The sequence below is a fragment of the Geotalea daltonii FRC-32 genome, from assembly GCF_000022265.1.
GTDB classification, from domain to species: Bacteria; Desulfobacterota; Desulfuromonadia; order Geobacterales; family Geobacteraceae; genus Geotalea; species Geotalea daltonii.
In genome coordinates this window covers 1-20,512 of record NC_011979.1, presented here as the reverse complement: position 1 = coordinate 20,512, position 20,512 = coordinate 1, and the positions used below count along the sequence as shown (strand labels likewise).

The 20,512-nt window shown below is 51.1% G+C and carries 13 protein-coding genes; all 13 read right to left on the bottom strand.

What is annotated here, in order from left to right; all coding sequences use genetic code 11:
* Nucleotides 1-9 precede the first annotated feature (9 nt).
* The 13 genes from GEOB_RS00060 to dnaA all read right to left on the bottom strand — a co-directional run bounded on the left by GEOB_RS00060 (nt 10) and on the right by dnaA (nt 20,328).
* On the bottom strand, nt 10-939 hold the full coding sequence (locus tag GEOB_RS00060) for a daunorubicin resistance protein DrrA family ABC transporter ATP-binding protein (RefSeq protein ID WP_012645118.1): 930 nt from the start codon (nt 937-939) through the stop codon (nt 10-12).
* Nucleotides 936-2,399: a GAF domain-containing sensor histidine kinase gene (locus tag GEOB_RS00055; protein WP_230198995.1), complete on the bottom strand. Its 1,464-nt coding sequence runs from the start codon at nt 2,397-2,399 to the stop codon at nt 936-938. The genes GEOB_RS00060 and GEOB_RS00055 overlap by 4 nt, the downstream gene beginning before the upstream one ends.
* A 112-nt stretch (nt 2,400-2,511) precedes the next feature.
* Entirely contained in the window at nt 2,512-3,063 is a 552-nt protein-coding gene (locus GEOB_RS20370) for a response regulator (RefSeq protein ID WP_230198994.1), read from the bottom strand.
* A complete protein-coding gene (locus tag GEOB_RS00050) occupies nt 3,060-4,895 on the bottom strand; it encodes a sensor histidine kinase (protein ID WP_012645117.1) in 1,836 nt (611 codons plus the stop codon). The genes GEOB_RS20370 and GEOB_RS00050 overlap by 4 nt, the downstream gene beginning before the upstream one ends.
* Nucleotides 4,896-4,913: 18 nt before the next feature.
* Entirely contained in the window at nt 4,914-6,464 is a 1,551-nt protein-coding gene (locus GEOB_RS00045) for an ATP-binding response regulator (RefSeq protein ID WP_012645116.1), read from the bottom strand.
* Entirely contained in the window at nt 6,454-8,709 is a 2,256-nt protein-coding gene (locus GEOB_RS00040; RefSeq protein WP_012645115.1) for an ATP-binding protein, read from the bottom strand. Before GEOB_RS00040 ends, GEOB_RS00045 begins: the two co-directional genes overlap by 11 nt.
* 69 nt (nt 8,710-8,778) lie before the next feature.
* Complete coding sequence (locus GEOB_RS00035) at nt 8,779-9,786, bottom strand: NAD(P)H-dependent glycerol-3-phosphate dehydrogenase (protein WP_041267206.1); 1,008 nt, start codon at nt 9,784-9,786, stop codon at nt 8,779-8,781.
* Between the two features lie 57 nt (nt 9,787-9,843).
* A complete protein-coding gene (locus GEOB_RS00030; protein WP_012645113.1) occupies nt 9,844-11,406 on the bottom strand; it encodes a HEAT repeat domain-containing protein in 1,563 nt (520 codons plus the stop codon).
* Between the two features lie 44 nt (nt 11,407-11,450).
* The gene (gyrA, locus tag GEOB_RS00025) at nt 11,451-14,021 is read right to left on the bottom strand and encodes a DNA gyrase subunit A (protein WP_012645112.1); all 2,571 of its coding nucleotides are present in this window, start codon (nt 14,019-14,021) and stop codon (nt 11,451-11,453) included.
* A 51-nt stretch (nt 14,022-14,072) separates the two neighbouring features.
* A complete protein-coding gene (gene gyrB / locus GEOB_RS00020) occupies nt 14,073-16,457 on the bottom strand; it encodes a DNA topoisomerase (ATP-hydrolyzing) subunit B (RefSeq protein WP_012645111.1) in 2,385 nt (794 codons plus the stop codon).
* Nucleotides 16,458-16,466: 9 nt separating this feature from the next.
* Nucleotides 16,467-17,561, bottom strand: coding sequence for a DNA replication/repair protein RecF (recF, locus tag GEOB_RS00015; RefSeq protein WP_012645110.1), 1,095 nt, complete (start codon nt 17,559-17,561; stop codon nt 16,467-16,469).
* Nucleotides 17,562-17,658: 97 nt separating this feature from the next.
* On the bottom strand, nt 17,659-18,777 hold the full coding sequence (gene dnaN, locus GEOB_RS00010; protein WP_012645109.1) for a DNA polymerase III subunit beta: 1,119 nt from the start codon (nt 18,775-18,777) through the stop codon (nt 17,659-17,661).
* A gap of 213 nt (nt 18,778-18,990) precedes the next feature.
* Nucleotides 18,991-20,328 (bottom strand): chromosomal replication initiator protein DnaA, encoded by a 1,338-nt coding sequence (gene dnaA / locus GEOB_RS00005; RefSeq protein WP_012645108.1) that lies wholly within the window; start codon nt 20,326-20,328, stop codon nt 18,991-18,993.
* Nucleotides 20,329-20,512: the final 184 nt, after the last annotated feature.

Here is a 20,512-nt window from a genome sequence, read left to right as displayed (position 1 = left end):
CTCCTCCGTCTATTCTCTTATGGTGCGCCCGGTCAGCTCCAGAAAGACATCCTCAAGGGTCGGCTCCTGAAGGCAAATCTTGCGCACATCGTTGCTGCCCAGGCAGTCCATCAATGGCTTGAGGCTCTCTTCGCCGGCCAGGGCCAGACGAAAAATATTGCCGTTCCGCTCCAGGGAATCGACGAAAGACAAGCTGTGCAGGATCTCTTCATAATGGTCACTATGATTGCGAAACTCCACTTCGTAGATATGGGCACGGGAAAGGGCTTCTTTGAGGGCAGAAGCTGTGCCGTCAACCAGTGCCTTACCGTGGTCCATGATCATGATCCGGTCGCAAAATGTATCTGCCTCGTCCATGTAATGGGTGGTAAGGAAGATGGTCATGCGGCTGCGCAAGGTCTGGATGTAATCCCAGAGAACCCGCCGTGACTGGGGGTCTAGGCCGGTGGTCGGTTCATCCAGGAACAGCACCTGCGGTTCGTGAACCAGCGCCCTGGCCACCACCAGGCGCCGCTGCATACCGCCGGAAAAGGTGTCGGGAAAGTCGTTTTGCCGGTTGGCCAGACCGATCAGTTCCAGCAGGCGATCAATGCGCTGATTGTACAGGTGTGGAGACATTCCATGCATCCGGGCATGAAACACCAGGTTTTCCCTGGCGGTAAGATACCGGTCCAGGTTGTTTTCCTGGGGCACAACACCGATGAGGCGGCGAACCTGCTTGGCCTGCCCTAAAACGCTGTAGCCTTCGATGAAGGCGTCGCCACTGGTCGGACGCATGAGTGTGGTCAGGATCTTGATCAGCGTCGTTTTGCCGGCACCGTTGGGCCCAAGCAGGGCAAAAATCATCCCCCGCTCCACTTCGAGGGAAAAATTACCCACGGCGGCAAATGAGCCATAGGCCTTCGACACCGATTTGATGGAAACTGCCGGATTTGTCATAGGCAATCACTGTCCATTGGAAAGAGCAGGGTAAAAACGCTGCCGTTGGCATCCTTTCTCTGGCTGACCCAGACCAGTCCACCATGGGCATCCATAACGCCGCGGACGATGGATAAGCCGAGCCCGGTCCCTTTTGACATGAAATCCGAAGTACCGGAGGAATGGTAAGCAATGTCCCCGACACCGTAGAATTTTTCGAAGATTCTTACCTGTTCTTCAGCAGGGATGCCGATGCCGTTATCGGTAACATTGAGACGGTAAAAGCAGCTGCCGCTAAGATTCTTGGGGAAATTCCGATAGAATGGGCCGATGGTCCTGGATTGGGAGACAATATCCTTTTTTCCCAACACCTCTCCCCGGATCTGAACCTCACCCCCATCAGGAGTAAATTTTATCGCATTTTCTAGAAGGTTTCTAATGGCCAGACTGGCAAGGCTCTCATCAACTGGCACTTCATCTTCAGCGCCGGTGAAATCGACGGTGATTTTTCTTCCGGTCAGGGGAAGGCTGAAGTTCCCATACACCTCTTTGCAGAGCACAAGCAGTCGGAGAGGCTTTTTATGGGGAATTATCTCCTTCGCCTCAATTCTCGAAATGGAGAGAAGGTTTTCCACCAGACACTTCAGCTGACCTATTCCCTCATAGACTGAAATAAGGATGTTCTCCTGCTCCGGGGTCATCTGCAAGCCGCCGTATTTGAGAAGGAACTGTACTCCTCCCATTATGGAGGTGATAGGCGTTTTCAGCTCATGGGAGGCCATGCCGATGAAATTGTTTTTGGCCACGTTGAGACGATCAAGCTCTATGTTTGCCCGCTTGACCTCAAGCAGATTTTCCTTGAGCGCCTTGCGGCTCCTTTGCAGCTCCGTGGCCTTTTCCCGCATCTGATCGTAAAGGGTGTAGTTTTCTATGAGGACAGCCAACTGGTTTGCAATCAGGGTCAGCAGGAAAACCTCGCGGTCGGAGTAACTCTTCTTGGCACTGGAGGCAACCATCATCACCCCGATTACTTCGCTTCCAATCCTGAGAGGAATGGTGCACCAGGCGGTAATGCCCACTCGGGTTATGGCTTGGGCCACGTTGGCCGGAAGAAGTCTGGCCGGAGTTCTGGCTTTGGCCAACTTGCCCTTCAGCATGCTTTTAACCCACGGAGTATCCACGGGAAGGCTCTTCAACACCTTTTCCAGCTCCGGATCGAGCCCCAGAGAGGCAGTCAGCTTCAATTCCTTATGGCGCAGGGTTTGGATGCAGGAAAACTCGATACGGAGCATGTTATGCAGCTGAAAAAGAAGGTCCTCCATGATCTTTTCCAGGCTCTGCTTGGTGTTAAGCCGGAAAGCAATGGCATAAAGTGTCAACAGCTCCCGGTCGATGACCCTTTTTTCTTCCTCCATCCGTTTACGCTTGGTAATGTCCCTGATGATGAAAACAATGCCGACCGGCTCATTCTCCACATTCATCGGATAGCTGGCAACACTGAACCAGCCGTTAAGCAGGGGAAAGACAAGATCCTCTTCAGCCGCTGCATGAAATTTGTGGGGAAAGAGAAAGGTCCTGGATGAAATGTTTTCCTCACCATAAAAGAGCCTGCCGATATTCCGTCCGAGAATGTCGGCATAAGAACAGCAGGGTTATCCGCCCCTCGGTGTCGGTGATGATAATAAGGTCGGAAACCGAATCGAAAACTGCCTCCCACTGCATCTTCCCCCGTCGGATGTCTTCCTGTGCTGACCTGTGCTTCTGCCGGTCGGCGGCCTCCCTGAGTTCACGGTCAACAGCGGGCATAAGCCGGGAAAGGTTGTCTTTCATCAGGTAATCGTGGGCTCCCGATTTCATGGCTGCAATTGCCAGATCCTCGCCGATTTTACCGGAAACGATAATGAAAGGTAGGTCCAGATTGCTTCCATGAAGAATATTCAGGGCTTCAAGGGCATCGAACTGGGGCATGTTGTAATCGGAGATCACCAGATCCCATTTTTGTTCGGCGAGAGCGCGACCCATATCTGCCGCAGTCTCCACCCTTTGCCAGACAGGCTCAAAGCCTCCATCTTTCAGCACCCTGAGCAAGAGCAGCACATCTTCTTCCGAGTCCTCCACCAAAAGAATTCTCAATGGTCGCTTCATTCCCCCACCCCGGACAGCGTGAAATAAAAAGTTGCTCCCGCCTCTGGCGCACTTTCAGCCCAGATCCTTCCACCGTGCCTGCCGACAATCCTTTTCACTGTGGCCAGCCCAATCCCGGTTCCCTCGAATTCTTCAGTTCTGTGCAATCTCTGGAAGGGGGCGAACAACTTGTCTGCGTACTTCATATCGAAACCTGCCCCATTGTCCCTGACATAATAGATGGCAGCTCCCCTGTCCATATAGCTACCGAATTCAATGATGGCTTCCTCGTTTCTTGCCGTGTATTTCCAAGCATTGCCGAGAAGATTTTCCATGACAACCCTGAGCAACCTTGCATCACCATCGGCCATGACATCTTCGGCTATTTCCCACTTCACCTTGCGCTCTGGCTGGGATTGCCCCAATTCAAGCAGAACCAGGTGCGCCATTCTGCTCAAATTCGTCGCCTGGCAATTCAGCTCTGACCGGGTGACCCGCGACAGCTCCAGCAGATCGTCGATAAGCTGCGACATGCGCTGGCTGGCTCGTTTCAGGCGCAGCAAATGGCTTTGTCCTTCTTCATCTAGCTGTTTCCCGTAGTCTTCCAGGAGCAGCTGGCTGAAACCTTCAATATGGCGTAGGGGTGCCCTGAGATCGTGGGAGACCGAGTAACTGAAGGATTCAAGCTCCCTGTTGGCCTCTTCCAGCTGAGCAGTGCGTTCCATAACCCGTTTTTCAAGCTCCGCATTAAGGCTGCGGTAGCGCTCTTCCGAGGCCAGCAAGGCTTCCGCTGCTATCTTTTGTGTGGTGATGTCAAACATGACGCCACGCAGCTTCGCCACATGGCCTTTTTCGGTGCTGACGGTGACGATGTCGCGCAACCAGACGTAATCACCGTTGGCGGCAAGGAATCTATAGACCAGTTCGTGGTTCTTGCCCTGATCCGAGGCTGCGAGGCAGAGGCGAACCGTTCCGTCACGGTCTGCAGGATGAAGATGATCCTGCCAGAAGGAACTGCTCTTCAGCCACTCTTCTGCCGGATAGCCGAGCAGTTCCTCCGCCCTTTTGCTGACAAAAGTGAAGCAGAAGGTTTTGTAATCAAGCTCCCAGACGATGCCATCTATGGAATCGACCAGCTCCACATAGAGTTGTTTCGAGGCCTGTGAAGCCTCTTCCGCCTTTCTGCGCTCGGTGATGTCAGCCAATATGGCCATAATGCCGGTAACGGCTCCGTCTGCGTCACGGGTCGGAGCTATGGAAAGGCTCACATCCAGCAGTTCCCCGTTTTTCTTCTTCCGGCGTACCTGAATGTCATTGGATACTTCCCCCCGCAGGGTCTTTTCCATGAATTGTCTTTGCTCTTCCAAGCTCCATTCAGGAAGAAGAGGGTAGGGGCTCCCCTTGATTTCCTCAGCTGTCCAACCAAAAAGCGATTGTGCAGCTTTATTCCACTGGGTTACCCTGCCGCCCGGGTCCAGGGCTACTATGGCCAGCGGTGAAGTATGAAACAGTGTCCTTAACCTCTGGTTTGCGCCGTGCAGTTTCGCTTCCGTTTTTTGCTGCTCGACGATCTGGCGGCGCAATTCCTCTTCTGTCCTGGCCAGCTCCCGGTTACGCTCCCTGACAGCAGTTTCAGACCGAATAAGAAGGAGCATATGGCGCCTGACCAGAAAATAAAGCATCAACCCGGTGGCGGCCACAAAGAACCATCCCTTGGAAATTGAAACGAGCTTGATGGTACGAACATCTTGCACCAGGTATGCAAGCAGTTCATCGGAAAAGAGGATCCAGACTGCTCCCACCAGGATGTAGATAACAGTGATCTTCAGCGAGATTTTGAATGCCCGTTCCATAAGCCTCTCGATCTTCAGCTATTCATGATGCTCTACCTCGTCTGATTCGACTATCGCCGGAAACAGCATGATGAACCGGCTTCCCCGGCCAACGATGCTTTCTGCCCAGATAAAGCCCTGATGGGCATCCATAACCTTTCTACAGAAGGTTAATCCCAGACCGGTTCCGCTGCTTTTGCCCTGGCGCCGGTTCCTGGCCTGAACGAAACGGTCGAAAATATCCTCCAGAGAATCTTCGGCTATCCCTTCGCCGGTATCCCTGACCGTTATCTGGACCATCGGTTTGTCCAGGGTCAGCTTTTGCGCTCCGTATCTTGCCGGAATCTTTCCTCTGATCGTTTCCGGATCGTTTACGGCCACAGCGGAAATCTCGATCTCACCTCCCTCAGCCGTAAATTTCAGCGCGTTAGAGATAAGATTGCCAAGAAGCCTGGAAAAGGTGGCACGATCAGCGGAAATTGCCGGCAGGTGGTCCTGTACCGTAGCAAAGAGCCTGAGCTGCGCTCTTCTTGCTACAGTCAGAAACCTGGTCATGGTCCGCTGGATGAGTTGGCTTGGCATCTCTTCCTTGAAATGCATGAGCATCTTCCCCGCTTCGAATTTATGCACTCCCAGCAGGGTATCGATCATCTCTACCATCTCGGCACAACTTTCCATGGATGATTCCAGGTATTCCCTCTGGTCCTCGTTTACCGGCCCCAGGCGCCCTTCCCGCACCAAGTCCACCGAACCGACAACTGCAGTAATCGGCGCCTTTAGGTCGTGGGACAGCATGCTGACGAAGTCTTCCTTTTCCTGTTCCAACGCTTTGTATGCCGAAATGTCCCGAATGATCTCCACGCTGCCGGTAAGTTGGCCGGAAGCGTTGAACAAAGGCGAAGCGCTGGAAGAAACCGGGATCGCCGCAGTCTCTGCCTGTATCGTATAGTAAACGTCCAGACAGGGCTGGCCGCTCCTCAGAACCACACGGCAGGGAATGGACTCCGCGGCGATATCGGCCCTTAAGGCCTCTTCCACAGGCATGCCCAGAAGTTGGTCCCGGTTAAGGCCCAGCACCTGTTCCGACTTGAGGTTAACCGTGATTATTCTTCCCTCCGGATCCACGGCCAGAAGAAGGTCTGCCATCCCCTGCAGTACGGCCTCCATTTTTTGTCGCTCTTCATCCAGCTGCTGTTGCAGCCGGATATTGTCCCTTTTTGCCTTGTTCAGCTGAATTGCCCGTTCCACCTTCTGCAGCACATCCTCAGTGGAAAAGGGTTTGGCTATGTAATCCAATGCACCATTCTTCATGGCTTCCACGGCTATATCCTCACTACCGTGGGCTGTCATCATGACAACCGCAACCTCCGGATGAAGGTTCTGGACCCTCTCAAGCATCTGCAGGCCATCGATGCGCGGCATCTTGATATCAAGCAGCACCAGGGAAAACCGGTCACGGTCAATCGCCTCCAGCCCTTCTACACCATCCCTGGCAATGGCGGTTCTGTATCCGGCATCCTCCAGCTGCAGCTTGAGAATAAGAGCTATATCCGGCTCATCATCAACAATAAGTATCTTTTTATTTGCCATGGTTTTCCTCGTATATTGGTACCGTGAAGGAGAAGACATTACCCCCTTCTTTACCGGCATTGTAATAAATTTTGCCGTGATGTTTTTCGATGATTTCCTTGCAGATGGCAAGCCCCAGTCCCGTGCCCCCCTGCATTGGCTGGTCCGATTCAAGCTGCTGGAATTTTTTGAAAAGCTTCTCCCGGTCTGACCATTGGATCGCCCTGGCCCGATCGGTCACTGAAACGACCAGATAGTTTCCTTCCCTTTCTGCAAGTACCATGACTATTTTACCTTCCGGGGAAAATTTAACCGCATTTGAAAGGAGATTTGTCAGAACCTGGATCAACCGGTCGTGATCGCCATATACAAGCGGCAGATGATCCCCAAGGCTGTTGACGATGGAAATACTCCGGTTATGGGCGAAAGTCTTTATCTCCTCTATGGCGTAGACCACCAGTTCTCCCATGGAAAGAGGTTTGAACGTGAAATCCATCCCTCCGGATTCCATCCTGGAGATATCGAGTATTTCGCTGATCATCCTTATGAGACGCTGGGTATTGCGCAGGCAGACGGAGAGGAGCTGCCGTTCCGTTTCGGTCAGCCATTTGCCCCTGTTGAGCAGCAGCTGTAGCGATCCCTTCATGGAGGTAAGGGGTGTTTTCAGCTCATGGGAAACGGTCGATATGAATTCGGTTTTCATCCGATCGATCTCTTCTTCCGCTGTTATGTCCCTGAGAGACATGACGATTCCTGCAAACTCATTTCCTTCCCGAGCCATGGGTGCCAGGTTTATCTTCAGTTTTTTCCCTTTCAGGGTAAGATCCTCCTGTCGGCTGGCAACCGGGCCCCATGTCTCCTTGATCTCCTGGATACACCGCACAAGGTTGGAAAACTCCCCTGAATTGCCTAGCTGTTCGATGGACTGACCTATGACCTTGTAAGGAACAATACCGAGAATCGCCTGCGCTGCCGGATTGAACAGGATAACCCGGCTGTCGCTGTCGGTAACGAGCACCCCTTCCACCATGCTGGTCAGGATGGTTTCGAGCCGTCCCATTTCCATGCTTAGTTCTGCGGTTCTCAGGGACACCTTCTTTTCCAGGAGCCCGTTCAGTTCCTGCAGGTCATTGTTCTTCCTGGAAATGATGCTGTCCCTTTCGGCCAGGGCATTCACCATCCTGTTGAAGGAACCGGCCAGATCTCCGATCTCATCATTGTTCCTCACCATTACACGCTGACTCAGGTCCCCTAACTCTATGCGCCTGGCCCCGTTTGCCAGTTCGAGGATCGGCCCGGCGAACTTTCGTGCGGCAATAAAGGCAATGACAAAGGAGAGCAGGATGCCGACAATTGCCGACATCAGTATGTTTTTCAGGCTGTCCACCCGTATCTTCTGCATATTTTCCCTGGACAGGGCCACTGAAAGCGAGCCGACAAATTCGCCGCGACTGTTGGTCAATGGCTCGAAGACCGTCTCATATGCATTGTTGCCGATTTCCGCCTTGCCCCGGTAGGAATAGCCCTTTTGCAATCTTTCGATGACATGGGATTCCACGGTAGCAGTCTGGATGTTGTCTTCCGCACGGTTGCTGGCAATGCGCATACCACGCTGGCTCACCGCCACCTCTGCCTCTTCGCCGAAGATTTCCTGGATCTGGAAGGGGAGATACGGATCGTTGTTGATCTTGTCTCCGGCGACGACTCCCCCAAGTAATGTCCCGTCAGCATTGAAAACTGGAATCGCGACCAACACCACCATTGCTTCCGTATCGGTGCCGGCAGGATCTTCTTCCTGTTGCAGAAATTCCTTATCCACCAGTTCGATGGATATCACCGCTTTCTTGTCCCTGTACATCTGCCTGACGATCTCATGGATCCCGAACAGGTCGCCGCGCTGTTGATTATTGTATCTAGCAATGACCCTGTTTTGTGGATCGATAATAGTGAGCACATCAACAAAGGGGAGTACCTTTTTCCAGCGGCGCATGGCGTCCTTCAACCAGACGGAATCCCGCCTGATCAAGTGCTGTTGCACAGGAGGAGCCATAATCGGCTGCATCAGGGAATATTTGATTTGCTCGGCACGGACGTAAAACTGACTGCGGGCATAATTGAGATGTGCTTCCAGCCCCTTGCCGATATCGTGTTCGATATGGCTTTCGAGCCCTTCGACGGTGGTAAAGAGGAGGGTTGTATAGGAGACTACAAGAATGAGCAGTATGGATAGAAAAAGTTTGCTTCTTATGCTGAGGCTGAATTGCATAAGTGGCCTTTTGCCTGGCAAGATATTTATGGAAAGGAAAGGACTTGCGACAAGAATCCGGCTGACTGTCTAATAATCTTCCGCTTTCAGATCTCTAGTCATAAGCTCCAGGACTGCTTCGCGCGCCGGTTTGTCCTGATAAAGCACTTCATAGACCTTTTCGGTAATAGGCATCTCCACCTTGAGCCTGGCCGCCAGATTATAAGCCGACTCCGTCGTCTTCACACCTTCTGCAACCATGCGCATTTCACCGAGAATCTCGGCCAGCCGCCTTCCCTGCCCCAATTGCATGCCGACGGTACGATTGCGCGAAAGATCCCCCGTACAGGTGAGGACCAGATCTCCCATCCCTGCCAAACCGGCAAAGGTCGCTTCCTTGGCGCCAAGAGCCCGGCCAAGGCGCGTCATTTCCGCCAGTCCGCGGGTAATCAGGGCGGCTCTGGTATTGTGGCCAAAGCCAAGTCCGTCAGATATACCGGCTGCAATGGCAATGACATTTTTGATTGCCCCCCCCAGCTCAACCCCGGCAACGTCGTTGTTGGTGTAGACGCGGAACTTGCGGGTATTGAATATCTGCTGAACTTTCCTGGCAATGTCGCCCCTTTCGGAAGCGACCGCAACCGCTGTGGGCATTTCCTGAGCCACTTCCCGTGCAAAACTTGGGCCGGAGAGGGCGGAAAAGTTGGCGTAAAGCTCATGGGGCAGCAATTCCCGGTATACCTGGGAAACGGTCATCAGCGTATCCACCTCTATGCCCTTGGAAGCACTGACAATGATTGCGGAAGGGGACATAAAGGGAAGGGCGTTTTTCACCACGCGGCGGGTCACCTGGGACGGCACGACGAACAGCAGCAGCCCTTTGTCCGCCACAGCCTCCTGCAGAAGGTTTGTGAACTTGAGTACCGGCGAAAGCGATATTCCTGGAAGAAAAATGCTGTTGTACCGTGTCCGGGCCATTTCCACCACCAGCTCCGGCTCGTAGGCCCATAGCGTAACATCATGGCCTTTTTTTGCCAGAAGGTCCGCCAGGGTCGTCCCCCAGCTGCCAGCCCCTATTACCCCGATTTTTTCAGGTATAAGCATCATTTTCTCCGATCTTTTGTCTTACCAGGGACTTCGTTGGTTCTCAGCCACTCAATCATCCCATTCTTCGCCAGATTCCGATTCATAGCGGCGGGTATCGAAACCCTCTTCCATGGCCTCGCGAGCCATATCCATACTTTCCAAGGCAAGTCGTCGCAAGAATGGGTGAAAGTGGTACGGCAGCTTAAATTCAACAACGTTACCGGCAAGGGCCGCCGTCTTTTCGGCAAGCCGGGGGTCACGCCCCACCCGGCGCATCAAATCTGCCACCAGGAGCAGCCGCCGGTGGATTCGTTCAACTGAGTGCGGAAAAAGTTCCTGACAAAACCGCGCCAGGATCAATTCAAGCCCCCGGGTCAGCTCTCTGCCGCTGCACTTGAGCTGGAGGTCGCGCCATTCGGCGGCATAGCCATAAACACTGCTGTCGGTCATGAACCAGCAGGAGAAGAAATCGTCATCTGCTATTTCATCCAGGCAATTATTGGTCAGGCGAATCTTTGCCTTCGTCGGTTGCAAAGGGGGTTCATAGATGGCCGGCACCAGTTGGCCGCGACTGAACATGCCGCTACGGACATAAAACTCTGCCGGCAGTTCCGTACCGGTCTCCCTGTTCCGGTACAGTGCATCCTGCATCAGGCAAAGAGCATAATCCGCTTCAACAGGTACTACCTCTTCCTCGCCGTGCAGCTCGGCAAGTTCTTCTTCCAGTTCCGACCCGACCACCGAAGCACTGCCCCTGGCTCCGACTATGCCGATCAATTCATGGATCTGCAGACAGAGAATGGCAAAGGTGTCCCCACCACTGGTGCGGGAAAAAAACAGCGTACGATAGCCGTCTCCATCGGGCGGTCCGGCACAGCAGATGTGAAAGGGGAGGGAGGTATCCTGCTCTGAAAGATTACCGGCATCGACCCCAAGAAAAGAGAGCCGGCGCAGACTTCGGGCTGCGACCCCGGCCAACGGTTCTGCAGCCTGGGACAAGTATTTTCTCAGCAGCTCTGCAGATGCTTTTTCCCTGATTCTTCCCAATGCAGCGAGTGTTGCCGGCGTTACCCCACCATCATCAAGCCTGAGCAGAATCTGCAGCAAATCGACCACCTTGGGATTGCCAACTTCCGGCAGCCGTCCAATCACCATCAACCGGATTTCCTGCGGGTAGAGAAGGAATTCTTCCATAAAAGAAATGAGTCCTTCTTCACCACGGTCCAGTACTTCCGGTACGGATATGGATGCGCTATTGGCGATACCGGCGAACAAGTATGAAAAGGGAGGATGACTCACATCGACACCATAGCCTTCCAGTGCCGCCAGTATTGCCGCCTTGGCATCATGGTCCAGGTCCCTGCGTTTCAGGGCAATCTGAATGAGCTGGTCGATCCAGACTTCATCCTCGAAAAAATCCAGAAGATAGGTATACCTTGAAATCAGGTCACCGCGCCTCTCCAGCCAGAGATTTCGCACCAGGGGGCGAAGGGCGGACTTCCCGTTTTTTTTCAGGGACCTGCCAATCTCTTCCAGCTCATCGAGACTGATATTTTCCTCTTTCACTCTTTCCAGCTGGCGAAGAATGCCACGGCGGTCATTAAGGCTTGTATCTATTTTTCGCAGGTGCATTGCATCCTTCAGATGGAACTGGGCTGGAGAAATCCGAAATCGGCTTATTCCTGTTCTTCCACCTCTGTGTCCAGGCCCCCATCAGTGGATTCGTCGGCGTCATCTTCTTCTTTCTCGGCCAGCCGGGCAACAGCCACCACCCGCTCGTCGTCCTCGGTCACCATCAGGCGTACACCCTGGGTGTTGCGGCCGATGATCGAAAATCCTTCCACCGGCACCCGCAGGATTTTCCCCTGATCGGTGATGAGCATGAGGTCGTTTTCGTCCACCACCTGCTTGATATCGACGACACAGCCGTTACGTTCGGTGGTCTTGATGGTGATGATCCCTTTGCCCCCTCTGGACTGACAGCGGTATTCCCCAAGCTCGGTCCGTTTGCCGAAACCGTTTTCGGTGACAGTGAAGAGAGTGGAATCGGTGTACTCTTCGTTGATGATTTCCATGCCGATGACCACATCGTCATCTTCCAGGGTCATGCCCCGCACCCCTCGGGATACCCGGCCAACAGTCCTGACATCCGACTCCTTGAAGCGGATGGACTTGCCGTTCCTTGAGGCCAGCAGCACATCCTGGCGGCCGTCAGTGAGCGCTACCGAGATCAGCTTGTCCCCTTCGTCCAGGTTGACGGCGATTATCCCCCCCAGGCGCGGATGGGAATATTCCATAAGCGGCGTCTTTTTCACCACACCGTGACGGGTGGCCATCATGATGAATTTGTCGGCGGCAAACTCCTTGACCGGGAGGATGGCTGTAATTTTCTCATTGGCGGAAAGGTTGAGCAGGTTGACGATAGCCTTGCCCCTGGTAGCCCGTCCTGCTTCCGGGATTTCATAGACCTTCAGCCAGTAAACCTTGCCCGCATCGGTGAAAAACATCAGGTAATCCTTGGAAGAGGCGATGAACAGCTGCTCTACGAAATCCTCTTCCTTGGTTTTCATGCCGGTTTTGCCCTTGCCGCCACGGCGCTGGGCACGGTACATGGTCACCGCATTACGCTTGATGTATCCGGTGTGGGAAATTGTCACCACCATATCCTCTTCGACGATCGTGTCTTCTAGGGATATTTCCGCCGTCTGATCGATGATCTCGGTGCGCCGTTTGTCGCCGAACTTCTCTTTCAGCTCCAGAAGTTCGCCGACAATGATCTTCAGGATCTCCGTTTCCGAAGCGAGAATCTCCTTGAGACGGGCTATATACCGAAGGATCTCGTGGTATTCGTCGATGATCTTGTCCCGCTCCATGCCGGTGAGGCGATGGAGTCGCATCTCAAGGATGGCCTGGGCCTGGAGCTCGGAAAGCATGACCGGTTTGGCATATTCGGCATGATTTGCCGGCAGGGAAAGGCCAAGCTTTTTCAGCCATTCCTCGTCGGAAAAAATGCCGGACATGAGCCCTTCCTTGGCCTCCGCCGGGTTTTTAGACCCGCGGATCAGTTCGATCACGGCATCTAGCCAGTCCAGCGCGATTTTCAGGCCCTCCAGGATATGGGCACGGGCCTCGGCCTTCTTCAGATCGAAGATAGTGCGGCGGGTGACGATCTCCCGGCGGTGGTCGATGAAATGATTGATAGTCTCGCGCAGGGTAAGAACCTTCGGCCGGTTGTTGACGATGGCCAGCATGATGATGCCGAAGGAGGACTGCATCTGGGTCTGCTTGTAAAGGTGATTGAGAACGATCTGTGGATTCTCGTCCTTTTTCAGCTCGACAACGACCCGCATCCCTTCACGGTCCGATTCGTCCCGCAGGTCGGAAATACCTTCGATCTTCTTTTCCCTGACCAGTTCGGCGATCTTTTCAACCAGCCTTGCCTTATTCACCTGATAGGGAATTTCGGTGACGACGATGGACTGGCGCTCGGTCTTCTTGTGGGTTTCAACGATGGCCCTGGCACGCATCTGGATGATACCACGGCCGGTAGAGTAGGCTGAAAGTATCCCTTCCCGCCCATAGATGAAGCCGGCGGTAGGGAAATCAGGCCCTGGAATGAGTGCGATAAGTTCCTCGAAGGTCAGCTCAGGATTGTGGATGACAGCAACGATACCGTCAATGACCTCTGCCAGATTATGGGGAGGAATGTTGGTCGCCATACCGACGGCAATACCTGAAGAGCCGTTGACCAGCAGGTTGGGGAACTTGGCCGGCAGAACCAGCGGCTCTTTCAACGAGTCGTCGTAGTTCGGCCCCATCTCCACCGTTTCCTTGTCGATGTCGGCCAGAAGTTCGTGGGCAAGCTGGTACATGCGGATTTCCGTATAACGCATGGCTGCCGGAGAATCTCCGTCAACGGATCCGAAGTTCCCCTGACCATCAACAAGCGGATAACGGAGGGAGAAATCCTGGGCCATGCGCACCAGTGTGTCGTAAACCGCCGTATCGCCATGGGGATGATATTTACCGATGACATCACCAACGACACGGGCCGATTTTTTGTATGGCTTATTGTAATCATTGCCCATGTCATACATGGCATAGAGACAGCGCCGGTGAACAGGCTTCAGACCGTCGCGCACATCGGGAAGCGCCCGTCCGATAATGACGGACATGGCGTAATCCATGTACGACCTTTTCATTTCATCTTCTATGTTGACCGCTACCTTGTTAGTTTGAGTAAGCATTACGACCTCTTTGCAATTGGCATATAAGGGCGGAAAAGCACCCTTGTGTCATCAAATGTCCAGATTGGAAACGTTCAGTGCGTTCAACTCTATGAATTCGCGCCGCGGTTCCACCTGATCACCCATAAGGACGGTAAATATCTCTTCTGCTTCGACAGTGTCCTCGATCTTCACCTGGAGCAGTAAGCGGTTCTCCGGATGCATGGTGGTTTCCCATAACTGCTCAGGATTCATTTCTCCCAAACCTTTGTAACGCTGGATATACAGCCCTTTTTTAGCCGTTTCGAGGAAAAATGCCAGCAGTTCCTCATGGCTTTCCGTTTCAAGCAATTGCTTTTCTTCGGTGGCTACCGTTGCCGACTCGTTGCCCATGATGGTTTCCACCTTGCGCTGACTTTCAACCAGAAGGTCATATTCATAGGAATTGATGGCGTCAAAGATGTGCTGATCTATGCTGACCCTGAGATTCCCCAGCATGAAGATAATCTTCTGATCCCCCGGCATATAATCAGCATCGGGAAAGTTCTCCTTCATTCTTGCCAGGTAAGGCTCCAGTTCGCTTATTTCTTCCAGCCCGCTTTTTACGCCGCTCTTGAGGAAAATCTTCAGCAGTTCCTCGTTAACCCCCTTCTTCACTACCTTGCCGAAGAGGGACTGATGTTCGATGATTTGCCTGAGCAGGGGGATGATCTGTTTCCCACGGTAGGTGCGCTCATCGCTCCCAAAACGGAGGATCAGATCTTCGGTGCCCTCCTCTAACAGGTAGCTTTGCAGCGCCGCCTCATTTTTCAGATATTGCTCCTTCTTCCCGCGTTTGATCTTGTAAAGAGGAGGCTGGGCAATGTAGAGGTATCCACGTTCGATCAGTTCAAGCATCTGCCTGAAGAAGAAGGTCAGGAGCAGAGTCAGGATGTGCGAGCCGTCAACGTCGGCATCGGTCATGATAATGATGCGGTGGTAACGGAGCTTGGCGATGTCGAAGTCCCCTTTGCCGACACTGGTGCCAAGTGCCGCAATCAGGGTGCGTATCTCCTGGGAAGAGAGCATTTTGTCGAAGCGCGCCTTCTCCACGTTGAGGATCTTTCCCTTGAGGGGGAGTATGGCCTGATATTTACGGTCCCGCCCTTGTTTTGCCGATCCACCTGCAGAATCACCCTCGACCAAAAAAAGCTCGCACAATGCCGGATCCTTTTCCTGGCAGTCGGCCAGCTTGCCCGGCAGTGTTCCAACCTCCAGCGCTCCCTTGCGCCGAGTCAGGTCGCGGGCTCTACGGGCGGCTTCCCTGGCCCGGGCCGCATCGATGGATTTTTCCAGAATACGTTTGGCGATCTGCGGATTTTCCTCCAGGTAGGTTGCCAGCTTTTCGTTCATCAAAGTTTCCACATAACCCTTCACTTCAGAGTTACCCAACTTGGTCTTGGTCTGCCCCTCGAACTGGGGCTGGGATATCTTTACCGATATGACAGCCGTCAACCCTTCACGCAGGTCTTCTCCGGAAATGTTCTCCTTGACGTTTTTCAGCAGGTTATTGGTGTTGGCATAGGTGTTCATGGTGCGGGTGAGGGCTGCCTTGAAACCTACAAGGTGGGTTCCGCCTTCATGGGTATTGATGTTATTGGCAAAGGAGAACACCTTCTCGTCGTAGGAATCGTTATACTGCATGGCAATTTCCATCTCCACACCACCCTTTTCGCCGTTGATGAATATCGGCTGGGGATGGATAGGGGTCTTGTTCTTGTTCAAATATTCGACAAAGGACCGTATACCCCCTTCATAGAAGAACTCATGCACCTTTTCAGTCCGCTCGTCAACTATCTTTATCTTTACTCCGGCATTGAGGAATGCCAGTTCCCGCAAGCGCTGTGAGAGAATGTCGAAGGAAAACTCCGTTGTCTCGAAAATCTCATCGTCGGGAAAAAAGATGATCTTGGTGCCGCGTTTCTTTGTTTCGCCCACCACTTCCAGCGGACCCTGGGGGTCACCACAACGGTAGGACTGTTTGAATATTTTTCCATCCCGGCGTATTTCCAGCTCCAGCTTCTTCGACAGGGCATTGACAACCGAAACTCCGACGCCATGAAGGCCACCAGAAACCTTGTAGGAAGTATTATCGAATTTTCCACCGGCGTGAAGTACTGTCAGTACTACCTCCGCTGCAGATTTCCCTTCTGTTGGATGCATATCTGTAGGAATACCGCGACCGTTGTCTACGACGGTTACAGACCCGTCAACATTGATAGTCACCGCAATGTCATCACAGTGGCCAGCCAGTGCCTCGTCGATGGAGTTATCAACCACCTCGTAAACAAGGTGGTGCAGCCCTTGGATGGAGGTTGACCCGATATACATGGCTGGTCTTTTTCTTACCGCAGAAAGACCTTCCAGCACCTTGATCTTGTCCGCACCGTAATCTTTGGAAGTTTCGTCATTGCTCATCGTTGTCCCTCAATGTAGAACCTTTCCCTCTTCAATCCGGTAGGTCCTGTAGTTTTCTATTTCATCAACGTTAATATTCTGCAGAGACGTGGTTGTGATGAAAACCTGCATATCTCTTTTCTTCAGGAACTCCATCAGGTTTTTTTTCCTTTCCTGATCCAGCTCGGAGCTGAGATCATCCAGGAGAAAGATTGGCTGGCTGTGGAATTTCTTCTGCAAGTATTCAGTTTCTGCCATTTTTAAGGCAAGCACATAGCTCTTCTGCTGTCCCTGTGAACCGAACTGTTTCAACGGTCTGCCGTTGAGAATGAATTCCACATCGTCCCTGTGGGGCCCTGCCAGGGTCGTTCCCCGGCGCTCTTCTTCCGTCGCCGTTTTAGCAAGGGCTTCTGCAAAAGCATCAGCCACATCGCCTCTACAGTCAGCCAAATCCATATGATAAGGCCTGTAGCTTATATCCACGGCCTCTTCATTTCCCGATATCTCGCGGTAAAAGCGTTTAAGCAAGTCTCGAAGGGCGTCGAGATAGGCAAGCCTGGAAAGGATGATATTTTTTCCCTGTTCGACAAGCTTTTCAGTCCAGATGTCAAAGCTGGCCTTTTCTCCCCTTTTCAGAAGCATGTTCCTGTTTTTCAGGATCTTGCTGTAAGCATGATAGACGGAAAGATAGGTGATATCACTGCTGAAGACAGCCCTGTCCAGATATTTTCTTCTCAGCTCCGGCAGGCCCTTGACCATGTTCACTTCTTCCGGAGTGAATACCACCACATTCAGATGGCCAAAAAAATCATCTATTCTGGTAACAGCCTTCTGGTCTACCCTTATTTTTTTACCCTGGTTATCCAGGAAAACAGCTATTTCTCTAGTTACTCCATCCCGCTCCACCCAGCCCTTTAAAAGGCTGCTGATGGCACCCCACCGCACAAGGTCGCTGCTCCTTGCAGTTTTGAAGGATTTCATAGTTGCCATAATAAAGATGGATTCAAGGAGATTTGTCTTGCCCTGACCATTATTGCCGTAAAAAATATTGAAATGCTGAGCCGGCATCAGCATGGTCTCTTGAAGATTTCTAAACGACTGAAGATATATTTTATTTAATTTCATCTCAACTGTTATTTCATTAAAAAGGCCACTCCTTTCGAGAGGGGCCTTATCAGGGAGCTGGTCCCCTGTGGCTGAACCTTCTTAGATAGGGAAAGTTCTAGAGACGCATGGGCATGATCACCGACATGAAATCATCCTTTGCTATCGGTTTCATTATTATTGGAGATAACTCATCCCTGAGATCCAGCTCAACCTGATCATCCCTGAGGACAGTCAGAACATCGATCAGGTATCTGGCGTTGAACCTCACCGACAAGGGAGTGCCATCGTATAGAACCTCCTGCTCCTCCCTGGCATCACCCAACTCGGGATTGCTGGAAGAAATCTCGATACTGCCGCTTCGTACATCCAGTTTTATACCTTTGAATTTTTCACTGGAGAGGATGGCCATCCTCCTGAGTGAATGGAGCAGGGCCTCACGGGACACTGTTACTTTCTTGTCGTTGTTTGCAGGGATCACTTTGGTGTAATCGGGAAACTCCCCGTCGATAAGGCGCATGACAATAACCGTATTGTCCTTCTTGATTACGGCGCTGTTATCCATGAAGCCCATCATTATGTCGCCGCTTTCTTCTTCTGCAATCTTCTTCAACTCATAAATCCCTTTTTTGGGAAATATGACCCCTTTGCTCAGTTCGTTGCTAATGGCCCCTTCAAATTCCTTATTTGTGACTGACAGCCGATGTCCATCGGTGGCAACCATCCTGATGACATTTCTGCCTTCTTCGCTGGCAGCTTTTATGAAAATTCCGTTGAGATTGAATTTACTCTCGTCGGTGCAGATTGCATAGGAGGTCTTTTCAATCATTTCACTCAAAAAGTTGTTGCTGAGATTAACGAAAATGTTGTCGTTTACCTTGGGAAAATAGGGAAATTCATCGGGTGAAAGGCCGACTATGTTGAAGTGAGCTTTGCCGCAATGGATTTCTATCCAGTCATTTTCTTTTGTGGAAAAGGTTATTTCTTCATCGGAAAGCTCTTTTATAATCTCGTAAATTTTCTTTGCCGCTACGGTAATCTTTCCTTCTTTGGCAATTGTTACAGGGTATGAGCTTTTCATGCCCACTTCAAGGTCGGTAGCCGTAATATGCAACAAGCCATTGCTTGCTTCAATGAGGGCATTGGAAAGGATGGGCATAGTATTTCTTTTTTCGACGATTCCCTGGATCTTCTGTAAGGCTTTGGTGAATGTTTCTTTGCTGATGCTGAATTCCATCTACTCCTCCATGTCACATACGAATAATATATTTTAAATCTTTTAAGTAGTAGTAGATAGTGGCTGTGGATATGTTGATACAATGGCTAATTAGCCGAAGTTACGTATTTTTTTCACTTTATAAGATTGTTGGCAGTTACGACAGCTGGGAGGTTTTTAAACATCGCGCTTAAATTGTCAACAGCTGTCGGGAAATATTAACAGCTTTTCCCATCAACTCATCAATTCCTTCTTCATCTTTTCCACAGTGTTTTTTATCTCCAGGTCATTTTCCATCTGTTTCTCGATTTTTTTAACCGAATGTATGATTGTAGAATGATCCTTACCTCCGAATCTCTCTCCAATCTCAGGATAGGAGGCCTTGGTGAGTTCCCTGCTGATGTATATGGCTATCTGGCGCGGAATTACGAAGGTTTTCAACCTTTTGTCCGATTTTAGCTCCGATACTTTGATTTTGAAATGATCAGCAACGTGTTTCTGTATCATTTCTACGGTAATATCTTTGGTTTTTTCGACAATTATATCTTTCAGAATGTCGCGGGCCATGTTCAGGCTGATTTCACTGCCGGTGAGGCTCGCATAAGCTCCAAGTCTGATCAACATGCCTTCCAGTTCCCTGACGTTGCTAGTGGCACTCGATGCAAGAAAAAGGGCCACATCGTTGGGCAGGGTAATGGAGTTCAAGTCTGATTTTTTCTTTAAGATCGCTATCTTGGTCTCAATGTCGGGAGGCTGGATGTCGGCGATCAAACCCCACTCGAAGCGCGAGCGGAGCCTTTCTTCAAGACCAGGAATATCCTTGGGAAATTTATCCGAGGTAACAACTATCTGTTTGTGCGATTCGTATAATGCATTGAAGGTATGGAAGAACTCTTCCTGGGTAGCTTCTTTTCCCGCCATGAACTGAATGTCGTCGATGAGGAGAATGTCCATTTTTCTAAACTTATTGCGAAATTCATCCATTTTTTTATAGCGGAGGGAATTGATCATCTCATTCATGAATTTTTCAGATGAGTAATAGCAAATTTTCGCTTTTTTATTGTTTTCCCTGATCTGATTACCGATTGCAATGAGAAGATGGGTCTTGCCGAGGCCGACGCCGCCATAAATGAAAAGAGGATTATAATTGCAGGCCGGGTTGTTTGCCACTGCCTGGGAAGCGGCATGTGCAAACTGATTGCTGGCACCGCAGACGAAGGAATCGAAAGTGTATTTAGGGTTGAGATTGGTATTGAAATCAACATTTCTGGTGGAGTCATTTTCGATCTTCTCAGTAGCCTGAAGGTCGACCTTTTTTTTCTCCACCTGGGATTTTTCCGTTATTTTGAAATCAACTTGATATTTGATGTTGGTAAGAGAGGATATTGCCTCTATAATGATGGAAAGGTATTTTTCAGTGACCCATTCCTTGATGAATTTGCTGGGAACTTCCAGTGTCAGATTGGTGTCACTGACGTTGTGGAAATGAATTGGTTTGATCCAGGTGTTGTAGGTCTGCGGAGTTAGGACCTTCTTTATGTTCGATTGGGCTTCAAGCCAAATCTTTTCCATTTGAATATGACCTTCTTGGATAGGTGACTTTTAAACAGATTTATCAACAGATGTTGAAAAAATAAACATATTAATTTCAGTCTGTTACATTTCTAAAAGGAGAGATATTTTGATCTAGCCGATGGTGGTTGAAATGTAACAAAGCTACCTTTAATTTGCAAGGTAAATTTTCCAAAAGGGATAA

Excerpts from the sequence above, each read along its gene's own strand:
- GEOB_RS00045 (WP_012645116.1), bottom strand. The coding sequence starts at position 6,464 with ATGGCAAATAAAAAGATACTTATTGTTGATGATGAGCCGGATATAGCT.
- dnaA (WP_012645108.1), bottom strand. The coding sequence starts at position 20,328 with ATGGAAAAGATTTGGCTTGAAGCCCAATCGAACATAAAGAAGGTCCTA.
- recF (WP_012645110.1), bottom strand. The coding sequence starts at position 17,561 with ATGAAATTAAATAAAATATATCTTCAGTCGTTTAGAAATCTTCAAGAG.
- GEOB_RS00060 (WP_012645118.1), bottom strand. The coding sequence starts at position 939 with ATGACAAATCCGGCAGTTTCCATCAAATCGGTGTCGAAGGCCTATGGC.
- gyrA (WP_012645112.1), bottom strand. The coding sequence starts at position 14,021 with ATGCTTACTCAAACTAACAAGGTAGCGGTCAACATAGAAGATGAAATG.
- GEOB_RS20370 (WP_230198994.1), bottom strand. The coding sequence starts at position 3,063 with ATGAAGCGACCATTGAGAATTCTTTTGGTGGAGGACTCGGAAGAAGAT.
- dnaN (WP_012645109.1), bottom strand. The coding sequence starts at position 18,777 with ATGGAATTCAGCATCAGCAAAGAAACATTCACCAAAGCCTTACAGAAG.
- GEOB_RS00050 (WP_012645117.1), bottom strand. The coding sequence starts at position 4,895 with ATGGAACGGGCATTCAAAATCTCGCTGAAGATCACTGTTATCTACATC.
- GEOB_RS00055 (WP_230198995.1), bottom strand. The coding sequence starts at position 2,399 with ATGAATGTGGAGAATGAGCCGGTCGGCATTGTTTTCATCATCAGGGAC.
- GEOB_RS00030 (WP_012645113.1), bottom strand. The coding sequence starts at position 11,406 with ATGCACCTGCGAAAAATAGATACAAGCCTTAATGACCGCCGTGGCATT.
- gyrB (WP_012645111.1), bottom strand. The coding sequence starts at position 16,457 with ATGAGCAATGACGAAACTTCCAAAGATTACGGTGCGGACAAGATCAAG.
- GEOB_RS00040 (WP_012645115.1), bottom strand. The coding sequence starts at position 8,709 with ATGCAATTCAGCCTCAGCATAAGAAGCAAACTTTTTCTATCCATACTG.